The organism is Thermodesulfobacterium hydrogeniphilum, assembly GCF_000746255.1.
In the GTDB taxonomy this organism is placed as follows: domain Bacteria; phylum Desulfobacterota; class Thermodesulfobacteria; order Thermodesulfobacteriales; family Thermodesulfobacteriaceae; genus Thermodesulfobacterium; species Thermodesulfobacterium hydrogeniphilum.
The window spans coordinates 183,718-201,994 of record NZ_JQKW01000006.1 but is presented as its reverse complement, the minus strand read 5'-3'; the positions used below and the strand labels follow the sequence as shown (position 1 = coordinate 201,994).

The following is an 18,277-nucleotide window of genomic DNA, read 5'->3' as shown; positions in this document are numbered from 1 at the left end:
AAAGCCCCCTTTTTTATGTTAAAAAAATTTATTTATTTGTATGACAGGCAAAACATCCACAATTAGCATTCTGGCTTCCTGCAGTACAAGCAGAATAATCCCATCTTAAGAGATCTGCATAAGGAGAACCATGAGCTCTGTGGCAGGAAAGACAGAGAACTATAGCATCTCCTGCAGAACTTAAAACTGTAGATTTTAAAGTTCCAGCTGTATTACCTACAGGAACATCAGCAAAGTAATCATGAACTGCACTTACTCCCATAGTTCCATTAAAAAGAGCTATATTGGGATAATTGCCATACTCTTTAGTAGCTACGTTATTCATATCATAATCTGTAGGATGCCTTAACCAAGGACTGCAACCAGAGCCAGCATTACTTCCATGAAAATTACCATGACACTCAGCACAAAGCCAGTTTATAGAACCATGGTTATAATCAGTATCACTATCATTAGGATCATCCACTGCATAATATCCATTATGATGGGTAGTATCAGGATTTAATTCCCAACCAAAGCTACTACCTGTGGTAGAAGGTGTATCTTCAAATCCTTTAACACCGAGCAAAAATCTGTAACTTGAATATACATAAGATCCATCACAATTGGTTCCATTACAATCTACATTTTTATGATGCGCTCCAGAAATAGCTGCAAAATCATCTGTTCCTTTAGAAGGATCTCCATGGCATCCATAAGCTCCAGCACAACTTAATTGATATGTTGAATTCCAAGTAGCAGGTCTATCAGCATCTTCAGCATAACTGCTGTTATAACCAGGAGGAACTGTCCCTAAATCACTATCCACATTTGCTATACCCTTTACATTATGTCCTGTGGTGTCATCTGTAGTAACCCAATAAAAATTTCCCCCTGCTAAAGTAGCTCTATTAGAGGCATCTCCAAATGTATAACTGGGTTGAGAAGTAGAATAAACCTTAGGAATATTTTCATCATTAGGATTAGTCCCTGTATGACATGCTACACAATCACCTCTTGTCAAGGCTCTATAAGGGGTAGTTGAATTATTATAAGCCATAGGTTCACCATTTTGTGAATTATGCATAGTATGACAATTACTACAAGGACCTGTAATTTTAGCTTGTAAATTTTTATTTATAAATAATCCTATAAAACATAATAAAAATGTTAATATAAAAATAATTAAACGTTTCATAATTACACCTCCTATTTTTTCTATTCTTATTTTTATTATTAAGTTTCTAATTATTTTTATATTCTAATTATTTTTATAAAAATTATTTTTAAATTGTCAAGAGGCTGATAAAAAAATTTTGAAAAATTTTTAATAAATAAAAAAACCCCCAGGATATCACCTGGGGGTTTAGAAATATATCATTTCTTACATACTTTTGTTATCTTTTGATAGGTAAGTTATGAACATCTATATGACACTGTAAGCAGTTGGGGAACTTAGCATGAAGTGATGCACCATGAGGTTTACCATGGCATCTTTCACACTTAGGAATTTCCTTATGTTTAGTATGACACTGGACACAAGCTACATTGTGATGTTTACTCTTTGTAATAGCAATCTTATGATATTCTGTCTGGTGACAAGCTTTACAATCTTCATTTGGTGTCTGTTTGGTAAATTTAATATTAAGTGGTGTATGAGCTGGGTGGCAAACAAGACATTGCTTTGTAGTCTGCCCTTCTCTATGAGGTTTATGACATTCTAAACAATCAGGAATATATCCATGTTTAGTATGGTGACAGGAAGCACAAGCAACCTGCATATGCTTACTTGGAAAGGCTTTCATTTCCTTAGGTATATTAGGATGACACTGAGCACAGGCTTTAGCAAGCTCGGGAGTTACTTTTAATTTAGTGATAGGTGCATGTGGATCCGAATGACAGGACAAACAAGCAGTAAAATTGCCACCGTGAATAAGACCATGACAGGTTGTGCACTTGGGCATTATTTCAGCCCAGTTTTTCTTTACAGGATTATAAACATGAAATTGAGTATGACAATCAGTACATTTCACCTTTTTATGCTTTCCACCTTGCTCTTTTATAAGCTTGAATATGGAATAGTGACACCTTGCACATTCCTCTATATTTAAAGGCTTTGCCTCAAAATTATAAACTGATTGGACTTTTTCTTGAGACCCCTTTTCTGCCTTTGCAAGATACATTACTTTAGAATTATTTTGAAAATTTAAAGCTTGCCCAGAAAAAACATTATTCACCGAACATAAACCACCAGTTAAAATCACTGCACCTAAACCCAACAATACCTTTTTGTAATTCATTTTTAATAGCCTCCTTTGGGAGTTTTATGTATGAGACCTTTTATAAACTATTTTTTTTATTTTGTCAAGGGTAAAAAGAAGATTATATTAACAAAAATCTGATAAAAATTTTTTAAAACTCCTTTTTTATCTATTTTTCTTTTAATTTTTAATTTTTTCCTAATTAACACCTCTCTTTTCCACTCTTATGCTCCAAATTTCTTAAGTCTACCTGCATGAGCTAAAAGAAGTTGTATAAGCTTATAAGCATAAAATATACCCAATTCTCCCTTTAAGCATTCTCTTTCTGTAAATCTCTTAGATAATTCTCCAAGGACATAAGGAGAATAAATAAGCACTGGAACAGAATGCCAAGAGTGGGATTTCATTAAACACGGTGTAGAATGATCTCCTGTAATGCAAAGCACCGCAGGATTTAATTCTAAAAACTCTGGTAAATGTTTATCAAATTCTTCTATAATTTTAACCTTGGCATCAAAATTTCCATCCTCTCCGTAAGAATCTGTTTTTTTAATATGCACAAAAAAGAAATCAAAGTTATTCCACTCTCTTTTTAAAGCCTCTATCTCATCTTTTATATCCATTCCTTCAAATTTAATGAGTTTCATTCCTACTAAACTTGCCAGCCCCTTATACATAGGATAAGTAGCTATACAACCAGCTTTTAAACTATATCTCTCTTCATAAGTTTCCAAAATAGGCTTTACAGAAAAACCTCTTAACAAAACATAGTTAGCTTTGGGCTCATTTTTCAAAAGCTCTGCTACTTTAGCAATAAACTGAGAGGCTATATTAGCCACTTTTTGAGCAAGCTCTCCTTTTCCTGAAGGAGATAAAGGACTTTTACCAACCACCTGGGGATCAGTATCATTAATGGTTTCTACTTCAGAAGTAACTTTATGAGGAAATCTAAAAACCACTACAAATCTATGTTCCATACCGGATTTCAAAATTACCTCTGCTTCTTCTATTTTTTTGATATGTTCTGAAAGATATTTTATAAGTCTTTGATTTTCTTCAGTTGGAATACGCCCTGCTCTTCTATCAACCACTATCGGTGTTCCCTTTTCATATTTTACAGTAGCAAAATTGCCTCTAACAGCTACATCTGTTTCCTTTAAATCTATACCTACTCCTAAAGCCTCAAGAACTCCCCTTCCTATGGTAATTTTAGAAGGATCATAACCAAATATTCCTAAATGCCCGGGACCACTTCCAGGAGTTATTCCATAATCCACAGGAATATGCATCCCTGTAGCGGATTTTTTAACGAGTTTATCTAAATTAGGAGTATTAGCAAATTCTAAAGGTGTTTTTCCATCCTTCAGAGGAAGATCACCTATCCCATCAAGAACAATCAAAAGGATTTTAGAATTTGTTTTTTTTAATAAATTTTTTATATTCATACATTATCCCCCTGACAAACTAAAATATTTTTCTATCTTTCCAGAGTTCTTCCAACTTTTCTGCCTCTTCATCTTTCTTTTTAATAGAGATTTCCCAATCCATTTTTTGTTCAAAAAGTTTTACTTCGCGTTTTATAAGTCTATCTCTAAAATCTGGATGTGATAAATAGGGAAGTGCAGCACTAAGAAAATTCTCTTTCATAGTAGAAAACAGGGATTCAACCTGATCTTCAGGAACAAAGGTTCTTTCTTTTCTATAACGATAATAAACTCTACCATCTGTTTTTTCTAAAAACATCTGATAGTATTCTCTATTAGAAAAATGGACTTCTTCAGGAGAAACTCCTACTTGAATAAGAAGTCCCACCAACCAGCGATCTCCAGCTATCTTTCTTGAATAGTTCCATATTTCCAAGGTGAGACCATTATCTAACTGAATTTTTTCAACCATTTTACCCTCCCAGAGCGATTTGTGTGTTTTAGATGGAGGAAGCCATTTATACTCCATCTTATTTAATCAGTTTAAAAGAAATTTTTTATAATTCAAGGCTAACCCAAAAAGTTCCACTACGAAGTGGTAACAAAATTTTCTTATTTGACTTTTTAAGTTTAATGTTATAAAATATTTTTAAAGAGCTAAAAATTTTTAAAAGGAGGGAGGTATGAAGGAAAACAGAAGTAAAGGTTTTACTTTGATTGAGCTTTTAATTGTTGTTGCTATTATTGCTATTTTGGCAGCCATTGCTATCCCGCAGTTTAGCAAGTATAGAAGAAATGCAGCTAAAGCAGCATGTATTGCTGATTTAAGAAATGCTGTAACTCAATGTGCTGCTGCTTTAGCTGAAGATGCTAGTAAAAATAACTGTACTGAAGGTACTGATTATAATGACACACAAAATGTAGATATTACAACATTAGATCCTTCTGCTACTGATGGGAGTGTATTAGCACAAGGCGATTGTAAAGGTGCTGCGAGTGGTATTACCTGTAAAATTTATGCAAATGGAACTATAGAGTGCTCTTAACATTGTAAATTTATGTCCAAAGCTTTTACTCTTATTGAGCTTCTTATAGTAATAGCCATCCTTGCTATTCTGGCAGGGATGGCTATTACTTTATATTACAGAAAATATCTTCCTTCTGCTATCCGTGCTTCTCTTATTTCAGACCTTAGAAATTGTTTAACACAAATTATTGCCACAAAACAATTAGAAGATAATGCCACAACTTCTGAAATTGTTTCCAATTGTTCAAAATCTAAATACACCCAGCAAATTATCCTTGAATCAGAAGATCCTCTTCAGCTTAAAGCCATTTCCTCTCAAGGAAACTTCACTTGTTCCTACAACGAAACTTCTGGGACTATCTCCTGTAGTAGTGTATTTTGAATAATTAATTTTTACTTTGACAAAATCAGACTACATTTTTTTAAAAAATTAAGTATAATTTTTTTAAATTATTTTAAATACCAAGGAGAAATACTATGGGAATTTCTGCCCAAATTTTAAATTATCTGGAAAAAAGTTCCTGGATCAGAAAAATGTTTGAGGAGGGATTAAAACTTAAAAAACAATATGGAGAAGATAAAGTTTTTGACCTAAGTCTGGGAAATCCTGATCTTCCTCCCCCTCCTGAAGTTAAAAATACACTTGAAGAGATGGTTAAAAATTATAATCCTTTTTTTCATCGTTATATGCCTAATGCGGGGTTCTCTTTTGTTAGAGAAATAATGGCTGAAAAAATAAGCAAAGAACAGAATATAAAAGTAAGCTCAGAAGAAATCGTAATGACCTGTGGAGCTGCTGGTGGTTTAAATGTTATTTTTAAAACTCTTTTAAATCCCGGAGAAGAAGTGATTTTCCCTTCTCCTTTTTTTGTAGAGTATTTTTTTTACACTGAAAATCATCAGGGAATTCCCAAACCTGTTCAAACAAAAGAAGATTTTAGTCTTGATTTAGAAAAATTAGAGGCCTCTATAACTTCTAAAACTAAAATAGTTCTTATTAATTCTCCTAATAATCCTACAGGACAGATTTATTCTGAAAAAGAACTTAAAGCTCTATCAGATCTTTTATCCCAAAAAAGCAAAGAATTAGGAAAATCTATTTATCTTGTTTCAGATGAGCCTTATAGAAATTTAGTTTTTGATAATTACACAGTCCCTTCCATCTTTAAATTTTATTCCAATAGCATTATAGCTTACAGTTTTTCCAAAGAACTCTCATTAGCTGGAGAAAGAATAGGATTTATAGCAATCCATCCTGAAATAGAGTTTAAAAAAGAAATTTTGGAAGGATTAATCCTCTGCAACAGAATACTTGGTTTTGTCAATGCTCCTGCTCTTGCTCAAAGAATAGTTGCTAACTGTGCCTTTGCTAAAGTGGATGTAGCTACCTATCAAAAAAAACGAGATATTTTATGCAGAATTCTTAAAAAAGCAGGTATTTCTTTTATCAAACCAAAAGGGGGTTTTTTTATTTTTCCCAAATCTCCTATTGATGATGTAAAATTTTGTGAAATTTTAAAAGAAGAGTTAATTCTGGCTGTTCCTGGTAAAGGCTTTGGCACTCCAAATCATATAAGACTTTCTTTTTGTGTTTCAGAAGATATTTTAGAAAAAATGGAGCCCAATTTTATTAAAGCCTGTGAAAAAGCCTTTAGAATTGCTAAAATCTGATGTTTAAATTCAAGATAGTTTATCAGAGCAAAAATACCAAAGCTCGTATTGGAAAAATTATCACTCATAGAAGCGTTATTGAAACACCTGTTTTTATGCCTGTAGGCACTCAAGCTACTGTTAAAGCTATGCCTCCTGAAATTATTGCAGGACTTGGCTATAGTATAATTCTTTCTAATACTTATCATCTTTATTTAAGACCTGGCCCAGAAATTATTGCAGAACTTGGAGGTCTTCACAAATTTATGAACTGGAAAAGACTTATTCTTACTGATAGTGGAGGCTTTCAGGTTTATAGTCTTTCTCAATTCAGAAAAATTACAGAAGAAGGAATTCTTTTTAAATCTCATTTAGATGGTTCTGAACATTTTTTCACTCCTATAAAAACCTTAGAGATTCAAAAGAAGCTCGGATCTGATATTATGATGGTTCTGGATACATGTATTCCCTACCCTTCTTCTTATGAAGAGACTAAATATTTAACAGATCTTACTCATAAATGGGCTTTAGAGTCTTATGAATATAAAAAAAGGCATTTCAATAATAAACAAGCCATATTCGGAATTATTCAGGGAGGAATGTTTGAAAAATTGAGAAAAGAAAGTGCCAAATTTATAACCTCTTTAGAATTTGAGGGATATGCTGTAGGAGGGTTGTCAGTAGGAGAACCTTTAGAAATTAGAAATGAGATGATAGAAATAAGCACGGATTTTATGCCTTATAACAAACCAAGATACCTCATGGGAGTGGGAACCCCTTTAGATATTGTGGATGCAGTTATAAGAGGTGTTGATATGTTTGATTGCGTATTACCCACAAGAAATGCAAGAAGAGGAACGGTTTTTACCTCAAAAGGTCCACTTTCTATAAAAATTTCTGATTTTAAATCAGATTCAGAGCCTATAGATCCAGATTGCAATTGCTATGTCTGCCGAAACTTTTCCAGAGCTTATTTAAGACATCTTTTTCATTCTAAGGAACTTTTAGTATATCATCTTTTAACTCTTCACAATTTATTTTATTATGCTAAACTAATGAGAATTATTAAACAAGCTATTAAAACTGAATCTCTTAGAGAGTTAAGAAATAATTTAGCAGAGTATTATCACAAAAACAACTTAGATTAGGAGGTATTTATGGGTTTATTGAATTTTTTGATTGGAAGTGTATGGGCTATGGGAGCTCCCCAAGGACAAGCTCCTCAAGGTGGAGGATTGGCAAGTTTTGTTATCTCTTTAATTCCTCTTTTTATTATTTTTCTTATTTTTTATTTTCTTCTCATCAGACCTCAGCAAAAAAGAATGAAAGAACATCAGCAATTTCTTGCTCAATTAAGACCTGGATTAAAAGTTATCACTTCAGGAGGAATTGTAGGGAAAGTTGTTAAAATTGAAGGAGATATAATCTGGTTAGAAGTAGATAAAGATATCAATATACCTGTGGTAAAAGGTTATATTGCTGGACCTTTTAATCAGTAAGAATATGATTTTCTTCTATCCACTTTTTTAAAACTTGCAAGGCTCTTTCTGCCATTTTTAAATATTTCTGTTGTTTGGGTAATTTTTTATTTATATTCAAGGGTGGAAAGAGTCCCCAATTGATATTCATAGGTTGAAAGTGTCTTGGGTTAGCTGTTGTTAAATAATTAACCAAAGCCCCTATAGCTGTTTCCTTAGGAGGAATTAAAAGAGGGTTATTTTTGACTAATCTTTCAGCATTTAGACCTGCTAAAAGCCCCATAGCAGTTGATTCTACATATCCCTCTACACCTGTAATTTGCCCTGCTAAAAAAATTTTAGAATAATTTTTAAGCTGCAAAGTAGGTTCTAAAACTAAAGGAGCATTAACAAAGGTATTTCTATGTATAGAGCCAAATCGTGCAAATTCTGCTTTTTCAAGCCCTGGAATCATCCTAAAAATTCTTTCTTGTTCGTGATATTTTAATTTGGTTTGAAATCCTACTAAATTATAAAGTGTTTTTTCTTTATTTTCTGGACGAAGTTGAACTACAGCATAGGGCTCCTTTCCAGTTCTTGGATCTATAAGCCCTACAGGTTTCATAGGTCCGTATCTCAAAGTATCTTTGCCTCTTTCAGCCATAACTTCAATAGGAAGACACCCTTCAAAATATTTGGGTTCTTCAAAAGGATGGAGAGGCACTTTTTCCGCTTTAAGAAGTTCTTCTACAAATTTTTCATATTCTTCTTTGGTCATAGGGCAATTTACATAAGCCCCTTCTCCTTCTCCATAGCGATTAGAAACAAATACTATATCCCAATTTATAGAATCAGCATAAACAATAGGTGCTATAGCATCATAAAAATGTAAATAAGGAACTTCAATCAATTCTGACAGAGACCTTGCCAGGGCTTCTGAAGTAAGAGGTCCGGTAGCAATAATTACCATTTTGTCCTTGGGAATCTCTGTTACTTCTTCTCTTATGATTTCTATTAAAGGGTGATTTGAAATTTTTTTTGTGATATAATTGGCAAAGCATTCTCTATCTACAGCTAAAGCCTTTCCAGCTTCTATTTCACAATTAAGAGCTGCTTTCATGATAAGAGATTTTAGCAATTTTAATTCTTCTTTAAGAAGACCTATAGCTTTGGTTAGTTCTTTAGAACGAAGAGAATTAGAACAGACAAGTTCTCCAAATTTATCTGTCTTGTGAGCCGGAGTCATTTTAAAGGGGCGCATTTCATAGAGTTTGACTTTTACGCCCCTTTTAGCTATCTGCCAAGCTGCCTCAGAGCCTGCTAATCCTCCTCCAATAATTATAATTTCTTGCATAAAATCAATAATCTATTCCTTTAACAGGATAATAAACTATTTTAGGAGTAATAAATATCATCAATTCAGAATTTTTCCATTGTTTACCCTTTCTTTTAAAAAGTTCTCCTAAGCCCGGAATATCAGCTAATCCAGGAACTTTATCAAGAGCTTCATATATATCATTCATTTTAATTCCTCCCAATACTAAAGTCTCTCCGTTGTCTACCAAAGCACTTGTTTGAATTGTGTCTGTTATTAAAGTGGGAACTCCGTTTACAGTGTGAGACCAATCAGGATAAGATCTTTCAAGATAAATATCAAGAAGCAACTTACCTTCAGGAGTAAGTGATGGTACAACCTGCAATTTTAATCCTGCATCTATAAAGGCTGTAGTTGCCTGACTTACATTTTGTTGCCATTGCAAATATGGGATTTTATAACCCTGTTGAATTATAGCTGGTTCTTGATCCAAAGTAAGAACCTTAGGTTTAGAAATAACTCTTCCCACTCCGTTTTGTTCCAAAGCTGATAGCTGCATATCCAATACCTCTGCTGTTTTGCCAAAATGCCCCAAAATTATTCCCAATTGACTTGTAGCTCCAGAAACTCCAAGATCTACAATAGCTGAGGAAGGTATGTTTATAGTATTATTACCTGTAGTATAACCACCTCCGGGATAGTTATAAGTTGTAGACCCTATATCAGAAGATGGATTGGGAGAGACTCCCCAAATGCTATGTTCTGTAGCTTTCCAAGCTGCTCCTCCCCATTTAATGCCCAAATTATGTATATAAGTATCACTTATTTCCAAAATGCGAGCTTCTATTAAAATTTGAGGTCTTGGTTTATCAAGCTCTTTAATCACTCTTTCCACTTCTTTCAAAACCTTAGGAGTAGCTTTTACAATAACAGTATTTGTAAAAGGATCAAAAGTGATTTCATTATCACCTTTTACCAGCTCTTTTAAACGATCAACCAAAAGTGAACTCTGACCCTCACCCTGTCCTGAAGGACCTCCTAAATAATTTTTCCCTATTCTTAAATATTTTAATTTATAAGTTTTAGTAATAAGGATATTCTGTTCCTCTTGAAGCTCTTTTAAAGCTCTAAAAATTTCTCTTTGAGCTTCCATTTCAGTTCTTACACTTTCTTTGCTTTGAGCTATAGATTCCATATAAGATCTATATAAATCAGCCTGTTGTTTAATCTCTTCTAAGGTGCTAATTCTGATTATATTGCCTATTTTTAACTTAACTAAACCATTATTAGCAAGAATAGCATCTAAAAGTAAATCCCAGGGAACCTGTTTGGCTTTTAAAGTAACTGTACCTTTTACTTTATCACTAACAATTACGTTTATATTGCCTATCTCTGCCAGAAGTCTGAAGACTGCATGTATATCAGCATCCTGAAAATCCACAGTAATAGGAATTCCGTGATATTTCTTTGTAGTTAAAGGTAATTTTATTTTTTTATTTTCAAAATATAATTTATATTGAGGAAATTGCACTTTTTCTTCTAATGATTTGATTTCAGATAAAGCTTTTTCTTCTAAAGTTTCTACTTTTTTACCTTTTATAGCTATATTTACAGGTTTTTTAAAAGATTTCCATATAAATTCAGTAATTATTTTATTATCTAAGGGTGTTATTTTGAAATTAAATTTTTTACTTATTGTGAATTCTAAAATAAGCTTATTCTTTTCAAAAGAAACATTAATTTCTTTAAAAATGTTCTTAGGTAAATTTTTTATCCAATAAGAAGTTTCTGGAATAACATTAAAAAGTTCAAATACTAATTTGTTATCTTTTTGATTAACTTTGTATTCTGGCTTTTTATCAAATTCTAAAACCAATTTATCAACTGGTCTTGTTAAAAATATTACATCTTTTAGATACATTCTTTCAACTGGATAACCTTTTACCAATCCGGTAAATAAAAATATAAAAATAAAAAACAGAAATTTCTTCATATCTCACTCCTTCTTTAAAACCAATACTTTCCTAACCATCTTCACTTCACCATAATCATTCACTATTTTTTGGCTTATTATTATATAGTTTTTTCCTATTGTTAAAATTTTAATTTTTCCTATCTGAGTGCCAGCTTTAACAAAATATCCTAAATTGTTATTATCCTGAACAAGAGCTATTCTTTTACCATTCTTTTCCACAATCCCTACCAATTTTATAGAAACAGTAGGTTCAAGAGCAAAAGATTTTGACATAAAAGCAGGAGTGATAAAAGGATTTTTAAGATTGGTTTTTATTTTGTAAGGTGCTTTCTTGATTTCCTGCTGCCATATTTTTAACTCTTTATCTTCAATTTTGATATTAGAAACCTTTCTTGGCTTTTTTATAGATTTTTCATTTTTGGAACACGCTACTATAAGCAATATGCTAATTATGCTTAAAATAATCTTTAATGAATATTTCCTCATGGTTTCCTTTTTTTACTTATTATTTTACCAGTATACTGAAAGGTCTTAAACACAGCAAATACTCTTAATTCGTTATTATTCTCTTTAAATTCTATTCTATCTAATACTATCAAACGTGCCATATTTTCTATATCATTAAAAAAATTTATTATATCTTTAAAATCACCAGCAAACTCAATACTTATAGGAATTTCTTTATAATAATCTTTAAACTTTTCTGCAACTGGCTTAAATGATATAATCTCCAAGTTGTTTCTTTTAGCAGTATAGGCTAAACTTTTTAAAAGATCTGGAATTTCTTTTTCTGTAGGTAAAATATTTTTAACAAATTCTAAAAATTTTTTTCTTTGAATTAGCTGTTTATTTAAAATCTCTCGCTTTTTAACTAAATTTTGATATCTTTTTATTTTGAAGTTTAAATTAATTATATCTTTTTTTAATATGGCTATTTTTTCTTTGGTGGGAAAATAATAAAATTTTAAAAATAAAAATAAAGGCAATATAATTACTATTACAAGGGTTAAAATTTTTTCTCTTGTTGTAGCAGTTTTTTCCCAAGTTTTAATTTTTTCTAATAAAACCATTGGCTAAAATTTTACATATGTTTTAAAAGAGATATATTTATTTTGTCTTTTTATTTCTTCAATATTTACTTCTTTAATAACAGGCTTCTGTTTTTCAAGGTTATTTAAATAATTAGCTATTTCTTTTAAATTGAAAGATATACCTTCTATTTTAGCATGGTTTGTATTTAAAACTAATTGACTTAAATACACTTTGTTATTGTTAATTGAAGCTATTATAGTCTCTATTTTTTTGAGCTGTTCTACCTGTGCTCTTCTCAAACTAATTATAGTTTCTATGCGTCTTTTAATTTCTTCATTTTCTATTTTTAAATTTTTTATCTGCCTATCAATAAGCTGGTATTGTTTAAATTTTTTCTCTTTTTCAATTTTTTCTTTTTTTAAATGCTTAATTTCGTAGCTCATTTTGATTGTTTCAACAATTATAAAACCAAACGATAAAACTATTAAAATTATAAAAACTTTTAAAAAAATATGCTCTTTTTTTAATTCTTCTTCAAAAGCTTCTTCCTTTTTAGGTAATAAATTAAATTTTATTATCATATAAAATCCCTTATAGCTGTAGCTACTGCTATTGCTCCTTGAGAATTAATTATTTCTAAATATTCAGGATCTATATTGGAATCTATATCTATTTTATCTTCTATTTTTATCTTTTGAGTTTTTATATTTAACAGGTTTGTCATAGTATTATCAATATCGGGAATTCTGGCACCTCCACCTACCAAAAATATAGTTTCTATACTCACTCTAAATCTTTCCTTAACAAATTCTAAAGAGTATTCTATCTCTTCTTTTATTTCTTTAATATAGTTAATATATTCTTTTTTTAACAGATTAAACTGATCACTTTTTTTAGGATCTATTAACAATTTTTCTGCAACTTCTGGAGATACTCTTAACTTTTTAATAATTTTTTGTTCTAATTTTTTGATTCCTAAATTAAATAATTCTCTACTATATATAGGATGCTGGTTATTTGAAATCAAAAGTTTAATTTTGCTGTAACCCCAATCTATTATTAACTTGCTTTTGTTTCCATATAAAAATTCAATCAAATTATGTAAATTGATAAAATCTCCATCTATATTATTAATCTTTAGATCAAGCTTGTTTATTAAGTCAACATATTGATCTATTATGTCTTTTTTAGCCACTAAATAAAAAATCTTATAAGTATCTTCTTCAGGTAAAATATAATAGCTATAATAAACATCTTCAATTTTATAAGGAATTTCTTCATTAATTTTATCTTTTATCTCTTCTATTTGAGGTAAAGATTTCATTTTAAAAAAATCAAAAATTATCAATTCATAGGGTAAAGAAATATTGACATTTTTTATATGAGATTGCAAATTTTCTAAAATATTTTTCATATTTGTTACTAATAAAGGCATATCATTTATTATTCCATTAAGGATAACATTCTCAAAAGATCTTCCTTGAATAAATCCTGTTAAAACTGGCTTATCCTTTATAACTTTGATCTCAGCAATTTTTATGGAAAAATTTCCAAAATTAATTCCTAAAATCCCTTTCTTTGCACCTTTAATTTTGGTCTTTAACTTAGTTAATAAAGGTTCTAACATTTTAATTTTTCACTTTAAAATCACGACATTTTTAAGAAAATAATACAGATTTTAAATAATTAGTCAAGAGTTTAATAAAATAAGTTGTCATATTTATAATTCAATCTTTTTGCTTGTAAAGATTCTATATATTATAGAGATATAAAAAAATTTTTCTATAAATATGAAAACATTTCTGTCAATTAAATTGCATCAATATGTGTTTAAATATGACATTTTAAAAACTAATGGTAAATCCATGGTATCATATAATTTTTTTATTATATTTATTCTTTGTCAAAAATTTGACTTTGATCTTCCCAAGATCAAAAATTATTTAAAAATTCTTTCTTATTCTTTTTGGGTATTAATTTTGCATTTACATTGAATAAATTTGACTTTCAAAAATAACTTGTTTAAATTAATTTTAATATAAAATTTGGAGGAATTTAAATGCTTGTAGCCAAAGCAAAAACGCCTCTTAAATTTTCTTTTAATGGATATGAATTTAAATTAAAACGGAAAGAAAAGCTTCTTTTTGCAAATGATGTATTTGCACTTCTTCCAAAAGATTTACAGATACAATTTGAAAAAGCTCATAGTGTGCTTCCTCCTTTTTATGAAGGAGAGGATTTAAATGGAAAAATACTACTTGTTTTTGCTCAAGCTGCAATTGGAGATGCTTTGTGTATGACCCCTGCTTTAAGAGAGATAAAGAGGCGTTTTCCTGAGATGAAGCTATGGGTGGCAATTTCAGGCAGAGCCCGTCCGGTGCTTGAAGGCTTGCCTTACATAGATAAGCTCCTTCCACATCCCTCTCCTCTTAAAGAAGTAACAAAGGCTGACTATTTAGTAAAAGCAGTAGAAATGGTAGGAAAGCCCCAGTTTGACAATATGAATATGGTGCAATACTTCCTCTGGAAAATGCATCTTTACTTTGCAGAAGATGAAACACCTGATGTTGTAGTTGATGAAAATATAAAAAAAGAACTTGAAGAGGTTTTTGCTAAAATAAGAGAAGTGTCTGGTGGAAAAAAAGTTTTGATTTTTCATTATCTTGCCTCCTCCATTCACAGAACTTTGCCTCCCAGGCTGCTTAAATATATAGAAGATTTAATTTGGGATGAATATGCACCTGTAATTTGCAGTTTACCTGAGGAAGATATAACTGTTGAAGTTGCTTTAGATGTTTATGGAATTAGAGCAGCCAATCTCTCTTCTTTTATGAAAAACATTAAATATTTAATAGCTGCTATAAGTTTATCTGATGCAGTAATTACAGCAGATACAGCAACCGTTCACATTGCAGCAGCATTTAAAAAGCCTACAGTTCTTATTTCAGGAGCTATTGAGCCAGAATTAAGATGCGGAACATATCCAACGGTTATTCCTGTAAGACCTAATTATAAAGGAGAAACCTGCAGTTCCCCCTGTATGATTCATGCTTTGGAAGAACCATGCAATGAAGCCAAAATAAAAAAGCAATTTTACAGCCCCTGCTTAGATAGTATTCCTCCTAAGGTAATTTATTTTGCACTAAAAGATGCTGAGCTTGCTTGCAAAAAAGACCATCCAAAGCCTGAAAAATGTCCTCTTTGTGGATATGAAGGCAATTTTAGTTTATTTGAGGTTATTAATCAACACAGAATTTTTGAGTGTCCTTCCTGCAATTTACAGTTCGCATACCCTTTTAAAGCTATGGATTACAATAAAGCTTATAAAAAAGAAGAAGAAAAAGATTTATTAAGTGTCAGTAATATGGATTATAGCTGGACTAAAAATGTGTTAGAAGAAGAAAAAGAGATAGAAAAATGGGAAAAACATCCAAGATTTAATATTCTTCTTCCCATTCTTTCTGTTCTTCCCAAAGGTAAACTTTTTGACATAGGATGTGGTTCTGGTAATTTTCTTTTATTAGCAAGGAAAAGAGGTTTTGAGGTTTATGGAATAGAGGCTGTAAAAGATGCCGTGGAAATAGCAAAAGGAAAATTTGGATTAAATGTAGTCCAAGCCTCAAGCTTTGAAGAATTACCTGAAGAATTTAAAGGTCCTTATAATATAATTACAGCTTTTGAAGTTCTGGAACACTTGGATAATCCCTTGAAATTTTTACAAGATGTTTATTCCATGCTTGAAGAAAATGGCTTTTTACTTTTAAGCTGTCCTTCTTTTTATAAATTTGAAAATCTGGCAAAGGGATGTAAAAAATACAAATGGTGGATAGCTGATTTTCCTCCTCATCATTTAACTCGCTGGAAATTCTGGACTCTATTTTATGCCTTAAAATCTGCTGGTTTTTCCAAAATTTTTGTTTTTACCGAACCTCTTATTAGTGAAACACTGCTTGATGGAATAAACCCAAGAGAAGTTGAAATAAGACAAGAGGGTGGTAAAAGTATAATCCTTCGCAAAAATGCAACCTCTCTTATTGTGCTTGATGCTATGAAATCTCTTTTTTTTAATTCTCAGCTTCTTGGAAATTTTCAGTACGCTTTAGCTATAAAAGGGAACACCAATGATAATTGGGAAGAAATTATTAAAAGAAGTATTTCCTATTCTGCTGCAGAAATAATTTGGGGAAGGGAGGACAAAATATAAATGAAAAAATTAACCTTTCAAATAAGAACATGGAACAGAGCCAAAAAACTTGAGATTTGTATAAAAAGAATTGCTGAAGAGGTAGTTAAAGTAGGAGCTGAAAAGGATGTAATAATATTTGTAATAGATAACCATTCCTCTGATTCAACTCCCAAAGTTTTGAAAGAATTAAAAAAGAAATTTCCTTTCATTGTAACTTATAGATATCCTAAGTGGTGTAAAATGGGGGAATTCTTGCCTATTCCAAATGAAATTTTAGAAAAAACAAAAGCTGAATTTATATGGAATATGGGAGACGATGATATCATTTTAAAAGACACATTTCCTTTAGTATGGAATTTATTAAATTCTGATAAAGCTAAAAACTTTGCTATAATTCATGTTGCAAATGCATCATTATCTCCTCACAGTTATAAAACTTATGAAGGCACTGTTTTAGAATTTGCTAATCTTATGGGATTTAACCAGTTTTTGGGATATTCTCCCTCAGTAATACTTAATTTTCTTTACAGAGAGGAAAAGTTTAAAGATTGGGGAGAAGATTATATTCAAGAGGTCTTTTTCAAAAAATATCGTCCTCTTTATCAAACTACGGCATTTCCTCATGTGCTTTTTTTCTTGCATTTCTTTGCCTATGATCCTGCTATAGTGATTGATTATCCTATAGTAGAACCTATGAACCCTCAGACAGATGAAGATTTAAAAAGATGGGAAAAAGAAAATATTGGATGGAAGTACTTTCTCTTTGTTAAAGTATTAAAAACTATTTATGAAGAAAAAATATTACAAGAAAAACTGAAGCCAGGTTTTTTTAAGTATTTAGAACTTAATCTTTGGGATAGACTTTTATCAGAAATGATAGCAGCAAGAATAGGACTTTATATTGATAACCCTCGTCCTGATGAAGGATGGAGATACATTCTTGATATTGCAGATATAATTGATGATCCCATTGTTGCCAAACAAATTAGAACTAATGTTTATCTGGCTCGTGAACTTTGTAAAGATTATCAAATTTTAAAAGAAAAACTGGAAAAGATCTCTGAAAAAGAAAATTTTTTAAAAAAAGACTTAGAAACTCATTTGATTGAAATTAAAAAAGGGTTATTAGAAGTTTATCAAGAAATAATAAAACCTATCTTCAAACCCGGATGGGGAGGTAAAGGATATAAATAATGAAAGCGGTTATTCTTGCTGGAGGAAAAGGCACTCGTTTAATGGAAGAAACTGTAGTCAAACCCAAACCCATGGTAGAAATCGGAGGAAAGCCTATACTCTGGCATATTATGAAAATATACTCTGTCTATGGTATAAATGAATTCATTATCTGTGTGGGATATAAAGGCTATATGATCAAAGAATATTTCGCAAATTACTTCCTGCATAACTCTGATCTCACCGTGGATCTCAAAAATAACTCTATTACCTATCATTCTTCCAAAGCCGAACCATGGAAAATTACCATCGTTGACACAGGAGAAAATACCCAAACAGGGGGGAGACTTAAAAGAGTTGCCAAATACTTAAAAAATGAAAATATATTCTGTTTCACTTATGGAGATGGTCTTACAGATGCCAACATTGCAGAGGAAATAAAATTTCATAAAACCCATGGTAAACTTGCTACTATTCTTGCTGTCCAACCTCCTGGGAGATTTGGAGCATTGAAAATAGAAGGAGAATCTGTAATAGATTTTATAGAAAAACCACCTGGAGACGGAGGCTGGATAAACGGAGGATTTTTCGTTTTATCTACAAAAGTTTTAGATTTAATAGAAGGAGACGATACACCTTGGGAGGCAGAACCCCTTAAAAAACTTGCTGAAATGGGAGAACTCGTAGCATTTAAACACACGGAATTCTGGCACCCTATGGACACCTTGAGAGATAAACTTTACTTGGAAAAACTCTGGGCCTCAGGTAAAGCACCTTGGAAAGTCTGGAAAGACTAAA

General features: G+C 31.2%; 18 protein-coding genes. 8 read left to right on the top strand and 10 right to left on the bottom strand.

Annotated features, from left to right (window positions below; genetic code table 11):
* Nucleotides 1-28: 28 nt before the first annotated feature.
* The 4 genes from CC87_RS01535 to CC87_RS01520 form a co-directional block, all read right to left on the bottom strand.
* Nucleotides 29-1,177, bottom strand: coding sequence for a cytochrome c3 family protein (locus CC87_RS01535; RefSeq protein ID WP_038055353.1), 1,149 nt, complete (start codon nucleotides 1,175-1,177; stop codon nucleotides 29-31).
* A 199-nt stretch (nucleotides 1,178-1,376) separates the two neighbouring features.
* The gene (locus tag CC87_RS01530) at nucleotides 1,377-2,279 is read right to left on the bottom strand and encodes a hypothetical protein (protein ID WP_051920408.1); all 903 of its coding nucleotides are present in this window, start codon (nucleotides 2,277-2,279) and stop codon (nucleotides 1,377-1,379) included.
* Nucleotides 2,280-2,464: 185 nt separating this feature from the next.
* Complete coding sequence (locus tag CC87_RS01525) at nucleotides 2,465-3,685, bottom strand: 2,3-bisphosphoglycerate-independent phosphoglycerate mutase (protein WP_038055351.1); 1,221 nt, start codon at nucleotides 3,683-3,685, stop codon at nucleotides 2,465-2,467.
* 19 nt (nucleotides 3,686-3,704) lie between these two features.
* Nucleotides 3,705-4,193 (bottom strand): hypothetical protein, encoded by a 489-nt coding sequence (locus CC87_RS01520; protein ID WP_245605476.1) that lies wholly within the window; start codon nucleotides 4,191-4,193, stop codon nucleotides 3,705-3,707.
* A 154-nt stretch (nucleotides 4,194-4,347) separates the two neighbouring features.
* Here CC87_RS01520 and CC87_RS09360 point away from each other — a divergent pair, with 154 nt between their 5' ends.
* The 5 genes from CC87_RS09360 to yajC all read left to right on the top strand — a co-directional run bounded on the left by CC87_RS09360 (nucleotide 4,348) and on the right by yajC (nucleotide 7,840).
* Complete coding sequence (locus CC87_RS09360; RefSeq protein WP_051920407.1) at nucleotides 4,348-4,710, top strand: prepilin-type N-terminal cleavage/methylation domain-containing protein; 363 nt, start codon at nucleotides 4,348-4,350, stop codon at nucleotides 4,708-4,710.
* A gap of 12 nt (nucleotides 4,711-4,722) precedes the next feature.
* Entirely contained in the window at nucleotides 4,723-5,073 is a 351-nt protein-coding gene (locus tag CC87_RS01510) for a prepilin-type N-terminal cleavage/methylation domain-containing protein (protein WP_038055346.1), read from the top strand.
* 95 nt (nucleotides 5,074-5,168) lie between these two features.
* Complete coding sequence (locus tag CC87_RS01505) at nucleotides 5,169-6,362, top strand: pyridoxal phosphate-dependent aminotransferase (RefSeq protein ID WP_038055344.1); 1,194 nt, start codon at nucleotides 5,169-5,171, stop codon at nucleotides 6,360-6,362.
* Nucleotides 6,362-7,489 carry a tRNA guanosine(34) transglycosylase Tgt gene (tgt, locus tag CC87_RS01500; protein ID WP_038055343.1) on the top strand — a complete coding sequence of 376 codons (1,128 nt, stop codon included), beginning with the start codon at nucleotides 6,362-6,364 and terminating at the stop codon, nucleotides 7,487-7,489. Before CC87_RS01505 ends, tgt begins: the two co-directional genes overlap by 1 nt.
* Nucleotides 7,490-7,498: 9 nt before the next feature.
* The gene (gene yajC / locus CC87_RS01495; protein WP_245605475.1) at nucleotides 7,499-7,840 is read left to right on the top strand and encodes a preprotein translocase subunit YajC; all 342 of its coding nucleotides are present in this window, start codon (nucleotides 7,499-7,501) and stop codon (nucleotides 7,838-7,840) included.
* On the opposite strand, the gene trmFO is transcribed toward yajC, so the two are convergent.
* The 6 genes from trmFO to pilM are packed head-to-tail and all read right to left on the bottom strand — an operon-like array spanning nucleotide 7,830 to nucleotide 13,747.
* Complete coding sequence (trmFO, locus tag CC87_RS01490) at nucleotides 7,830-9,152, bottom strand: methylenetetrahydrofolate--tRNA-(uracil(54)-C(5))-methyltransferase (FADH(2)-oxidizing) TrmFO (protein WP_038055341.1); 1,323 nt, start codon at nucleotides 9,150-9,152, stop codon at nucleotides 7,830-7,832. The two genes, yajC and trmFO, sit on opposite strands and share 11 nt — an antisense overlap.
* A 4-nt stretch (nucleotides 9,153-9,156) precedes the next feature.
* Nucleotides 9,157-11,106, bottom strand: a complete 1,950-nt coding sequence (gene pilQ / locus CC87_RS01485; RefSeq protein ID WP_038055340.1) for a type IV pilus secretin PilQ — start codon at nucleotides 11,104-11,106, stop codon at nucleotides 9,157-9,159.
* Between the two features lie 3 nt (nucleotides 11,107-11,109).
* Nucleotides 11,110-11,574 carry a hypothetical protein gene (locus tag CC87_RS01480; protein ID WP_038055336.1) on the bottom strand — a complete coding sequence of 155 codons (465 nt, stop codon included), beginning with the start codon at nucleotides 11,572-11,574 and terminating at the stop codon, nucleotides 11,110-11,112.
* The gene (locus tag CC87_RS01475; protein ID WP_038055326.1) at nucleotides 11,571-12,158 is read right to left on the bottom strand and encodes a type IV pilus inner membrane component PilO; all 588 of its coding nucleotides are present in this window, start codon (nucleotides 12,156-12,158) and stop codon (nucleotides 11,571-11,573) included. The genes CC87_RS01480 and CC87_RS01475 overlap by 4 nt, the downstream gene beginning before the upstream one ends.
* A gap of 3 nt (nucleotides 12,159-12,161) precedes the next feature.
* Nucleotides 12,162-12,701 (bottom strand): PilN domain-containing protein, encoded by a 540-nt coding sequence (locus tag CC87_RS01470; protein WP_038055321.1) that lies wholly within the window; start codon nucleotides 12,699-12,701, stop codon nucleotides 12,162-12,164.
* Nucleotides 12,698-13,747 carry a pilus assembly protein PilM gene (gene pilM / locus CC87_RS01465; RefSeq protein WP_038055319.1) on the bottom strand — a complete coding sequence of 350 codons (1,050 nt, stop codon included), beginning with the start codon at nucleotides 13,745-13,747 and terminating at the stop codon, nucleotides 12,698-12,700. Before pilM ends, CC87_RS01470 begins: the two co-directional genes overlap by 4 nt.
* A gap of 432 nt (nucleotides 13,748-14,179) precedes the next feature.
* Here pilM and CC87_RS01460 point away from each other — a divergent pair, with 432 nt between their 5' ends.
* From CC87_RS01460 to rfbF, 3 genes are read left to right on the top strand one after another with little or no spacing between them, the layout of a single operon-like run.
* A complete protein-coding gene (locus CC87_RS01460) occupies nucleotides 14,180-16,324 on the top strand; it encodes a methyltransferase domain-containing protein (RefSeq protein ID WP_038055317.1) in 2,145 nt (714 codons plus the stop codon).
* Complete coding sequence (locus tag CC87_RS01455; protein ID WP_038055315.1) at nucleotides 16,325-17,500, top strand: glycosyltransferase family 2 protein; 1,176 nt, start codon at nucleotides 16,325-16,327, stop codon at nucleotides 17,498-17,500. It begins immediately after the preceding gene.
* Nucleotides 17,500-18,276, top strand: a complete 777-nt coding sequence (rfbF, locus tag CC87_RS01450) for a glucose-1-phosphate cytidylyltransferase (RefSeq protein ID WP_038055313.1) — start codon at nucleotides 17,500-17,502, stop codon at nucleotides 18,274-18,276. The genes CC87_RS01455 and rfbF overlap by 1 nt, the downstream gene beginning before the upstream one ends.
* Nucleotide 18,277: the final 1 nt, after the last annotated feature.

Bases quoted from the DNA above. Each gene is read 5' to 3' on its own strand.
- CC87_RS01535 (WP_038055353.1), bottom strand. From the start codon at position 1,177: ATGAAACGTTTAATTATTTTTATATTAACATTTTTATTATGTTTTATA.
- CC87_RS01530 (WP_051920408.1), bottom strand. From the start codon at position 2,279: ATGAATTACAAAAAGGTATTGTTGGGTTTAGGTGCAGTGATTTTAACT.
- CC87_RS01525 (WP_038055351.1), bottom strand. From the start codon at position 3,685: ATGAATATAAAAAATTTATTAAAAAAAACAAATTCTAAAATCCTTTTG.
- CC87_RS01520 (WP_245605476.1), bottom strand. From the start codon at position 4,193: ATGGAGTATAAATGGCTTCCTCCATCTAAAACACACAAATCGCTCTGG.
- CC87_RS09360 (WP_051920407.1), top strand. From the start codon at position 4,348: ATGAAGGAAAACAGAAGTAAAGGTTTTACTTTGATTGAGCTTTTAATT.
- CC87_RS01510 (WP_038055346.1), top strand. From the start codon at position 4,723: ATGTCCAAAGCTTTTACTCTTATTGAGCTTCTTATAGTAATAGCCATC.
- CC87_RS01505 (WP_038055344.1), top strand. From the start codon at position 5,169: ATGGGAATTTCTGCCCAAATTTTAAATTATCTGGAAAAAAGTTCCTGG.
- tgt (WP_038055343.1), top strand. From the start codon at position 6,362: ATGTTTAAATTCAAGATAGTTTATCAGAGCAAAAATACCAAAGCTCGT.
- yajC (WP_245605475.1), top strand. From the start codon at position 7,499: ATGGGTTTATTGAATTTTTTGATTGGAAGTGTATGGGCTATGGGAGCT.
- trmFO (WP_038055341.1), bottom strand. From the start codon at position 9,152: ATGCAAGAAATTATAATTATTGGAGGAGGATTAGCAGGCTCTGAGGCA.
- pilQ (WP_038055340.1), bottom strand. From the start codon at position 11,106: ATGAAGAAATTTCTGTTTTTTATTTTTATATTTTTATTTACCGGATTG.
- CC87_RS01480 (WP_038055336.1), bottom strand. From the start codon at position 11,574: ATGAGGAAATATTCATTAAAGATTATTTTAAGCATAATTAGCATATTG.
- CC87_RS01475 (WP_038055326.1), bottom strand. From the start codon at position 12,158: ATGGTTTTATTAGAAAAAATTAAAACTTGGGAAAAAACTGCTACAACA.
- CC87_RS01470 (WP_038055321.1), bottom strand. From the start codon at position 12,701: ATGATAATAAAATTTAATTTATTACCTAAAAAGGAAGAAGCTTTTGAA.
- pilM (WP_038055319.1), bottom strand. From the start codon at position 13,747: ATGTTAGAACCTTTATTAACTAAGTTAAAGACCAAAATTAAAGGTGCA.
- CC87_RS01460 (WP_038055317.1), top strand. From the start codon at position 14,180: ATGCTTGTAGCCAAAGCAAAAACGCCTCTTAAATTTTCTTTTAATGGA.
- CC87_RS01455 (WP_038055315.1), top strand. From the start codon at position 16,325: ATGAAAAAATTAACCTTTCAAATAAGAACATGGAACAGAGCCAAAAAA.
- rfbF (WP_038055313.1), top strand. From the start codon at position 17,500: ATGAAAGCGGTTATTCTTGCTGGAGGAAAAGGCACTCGTTTAATGGAA.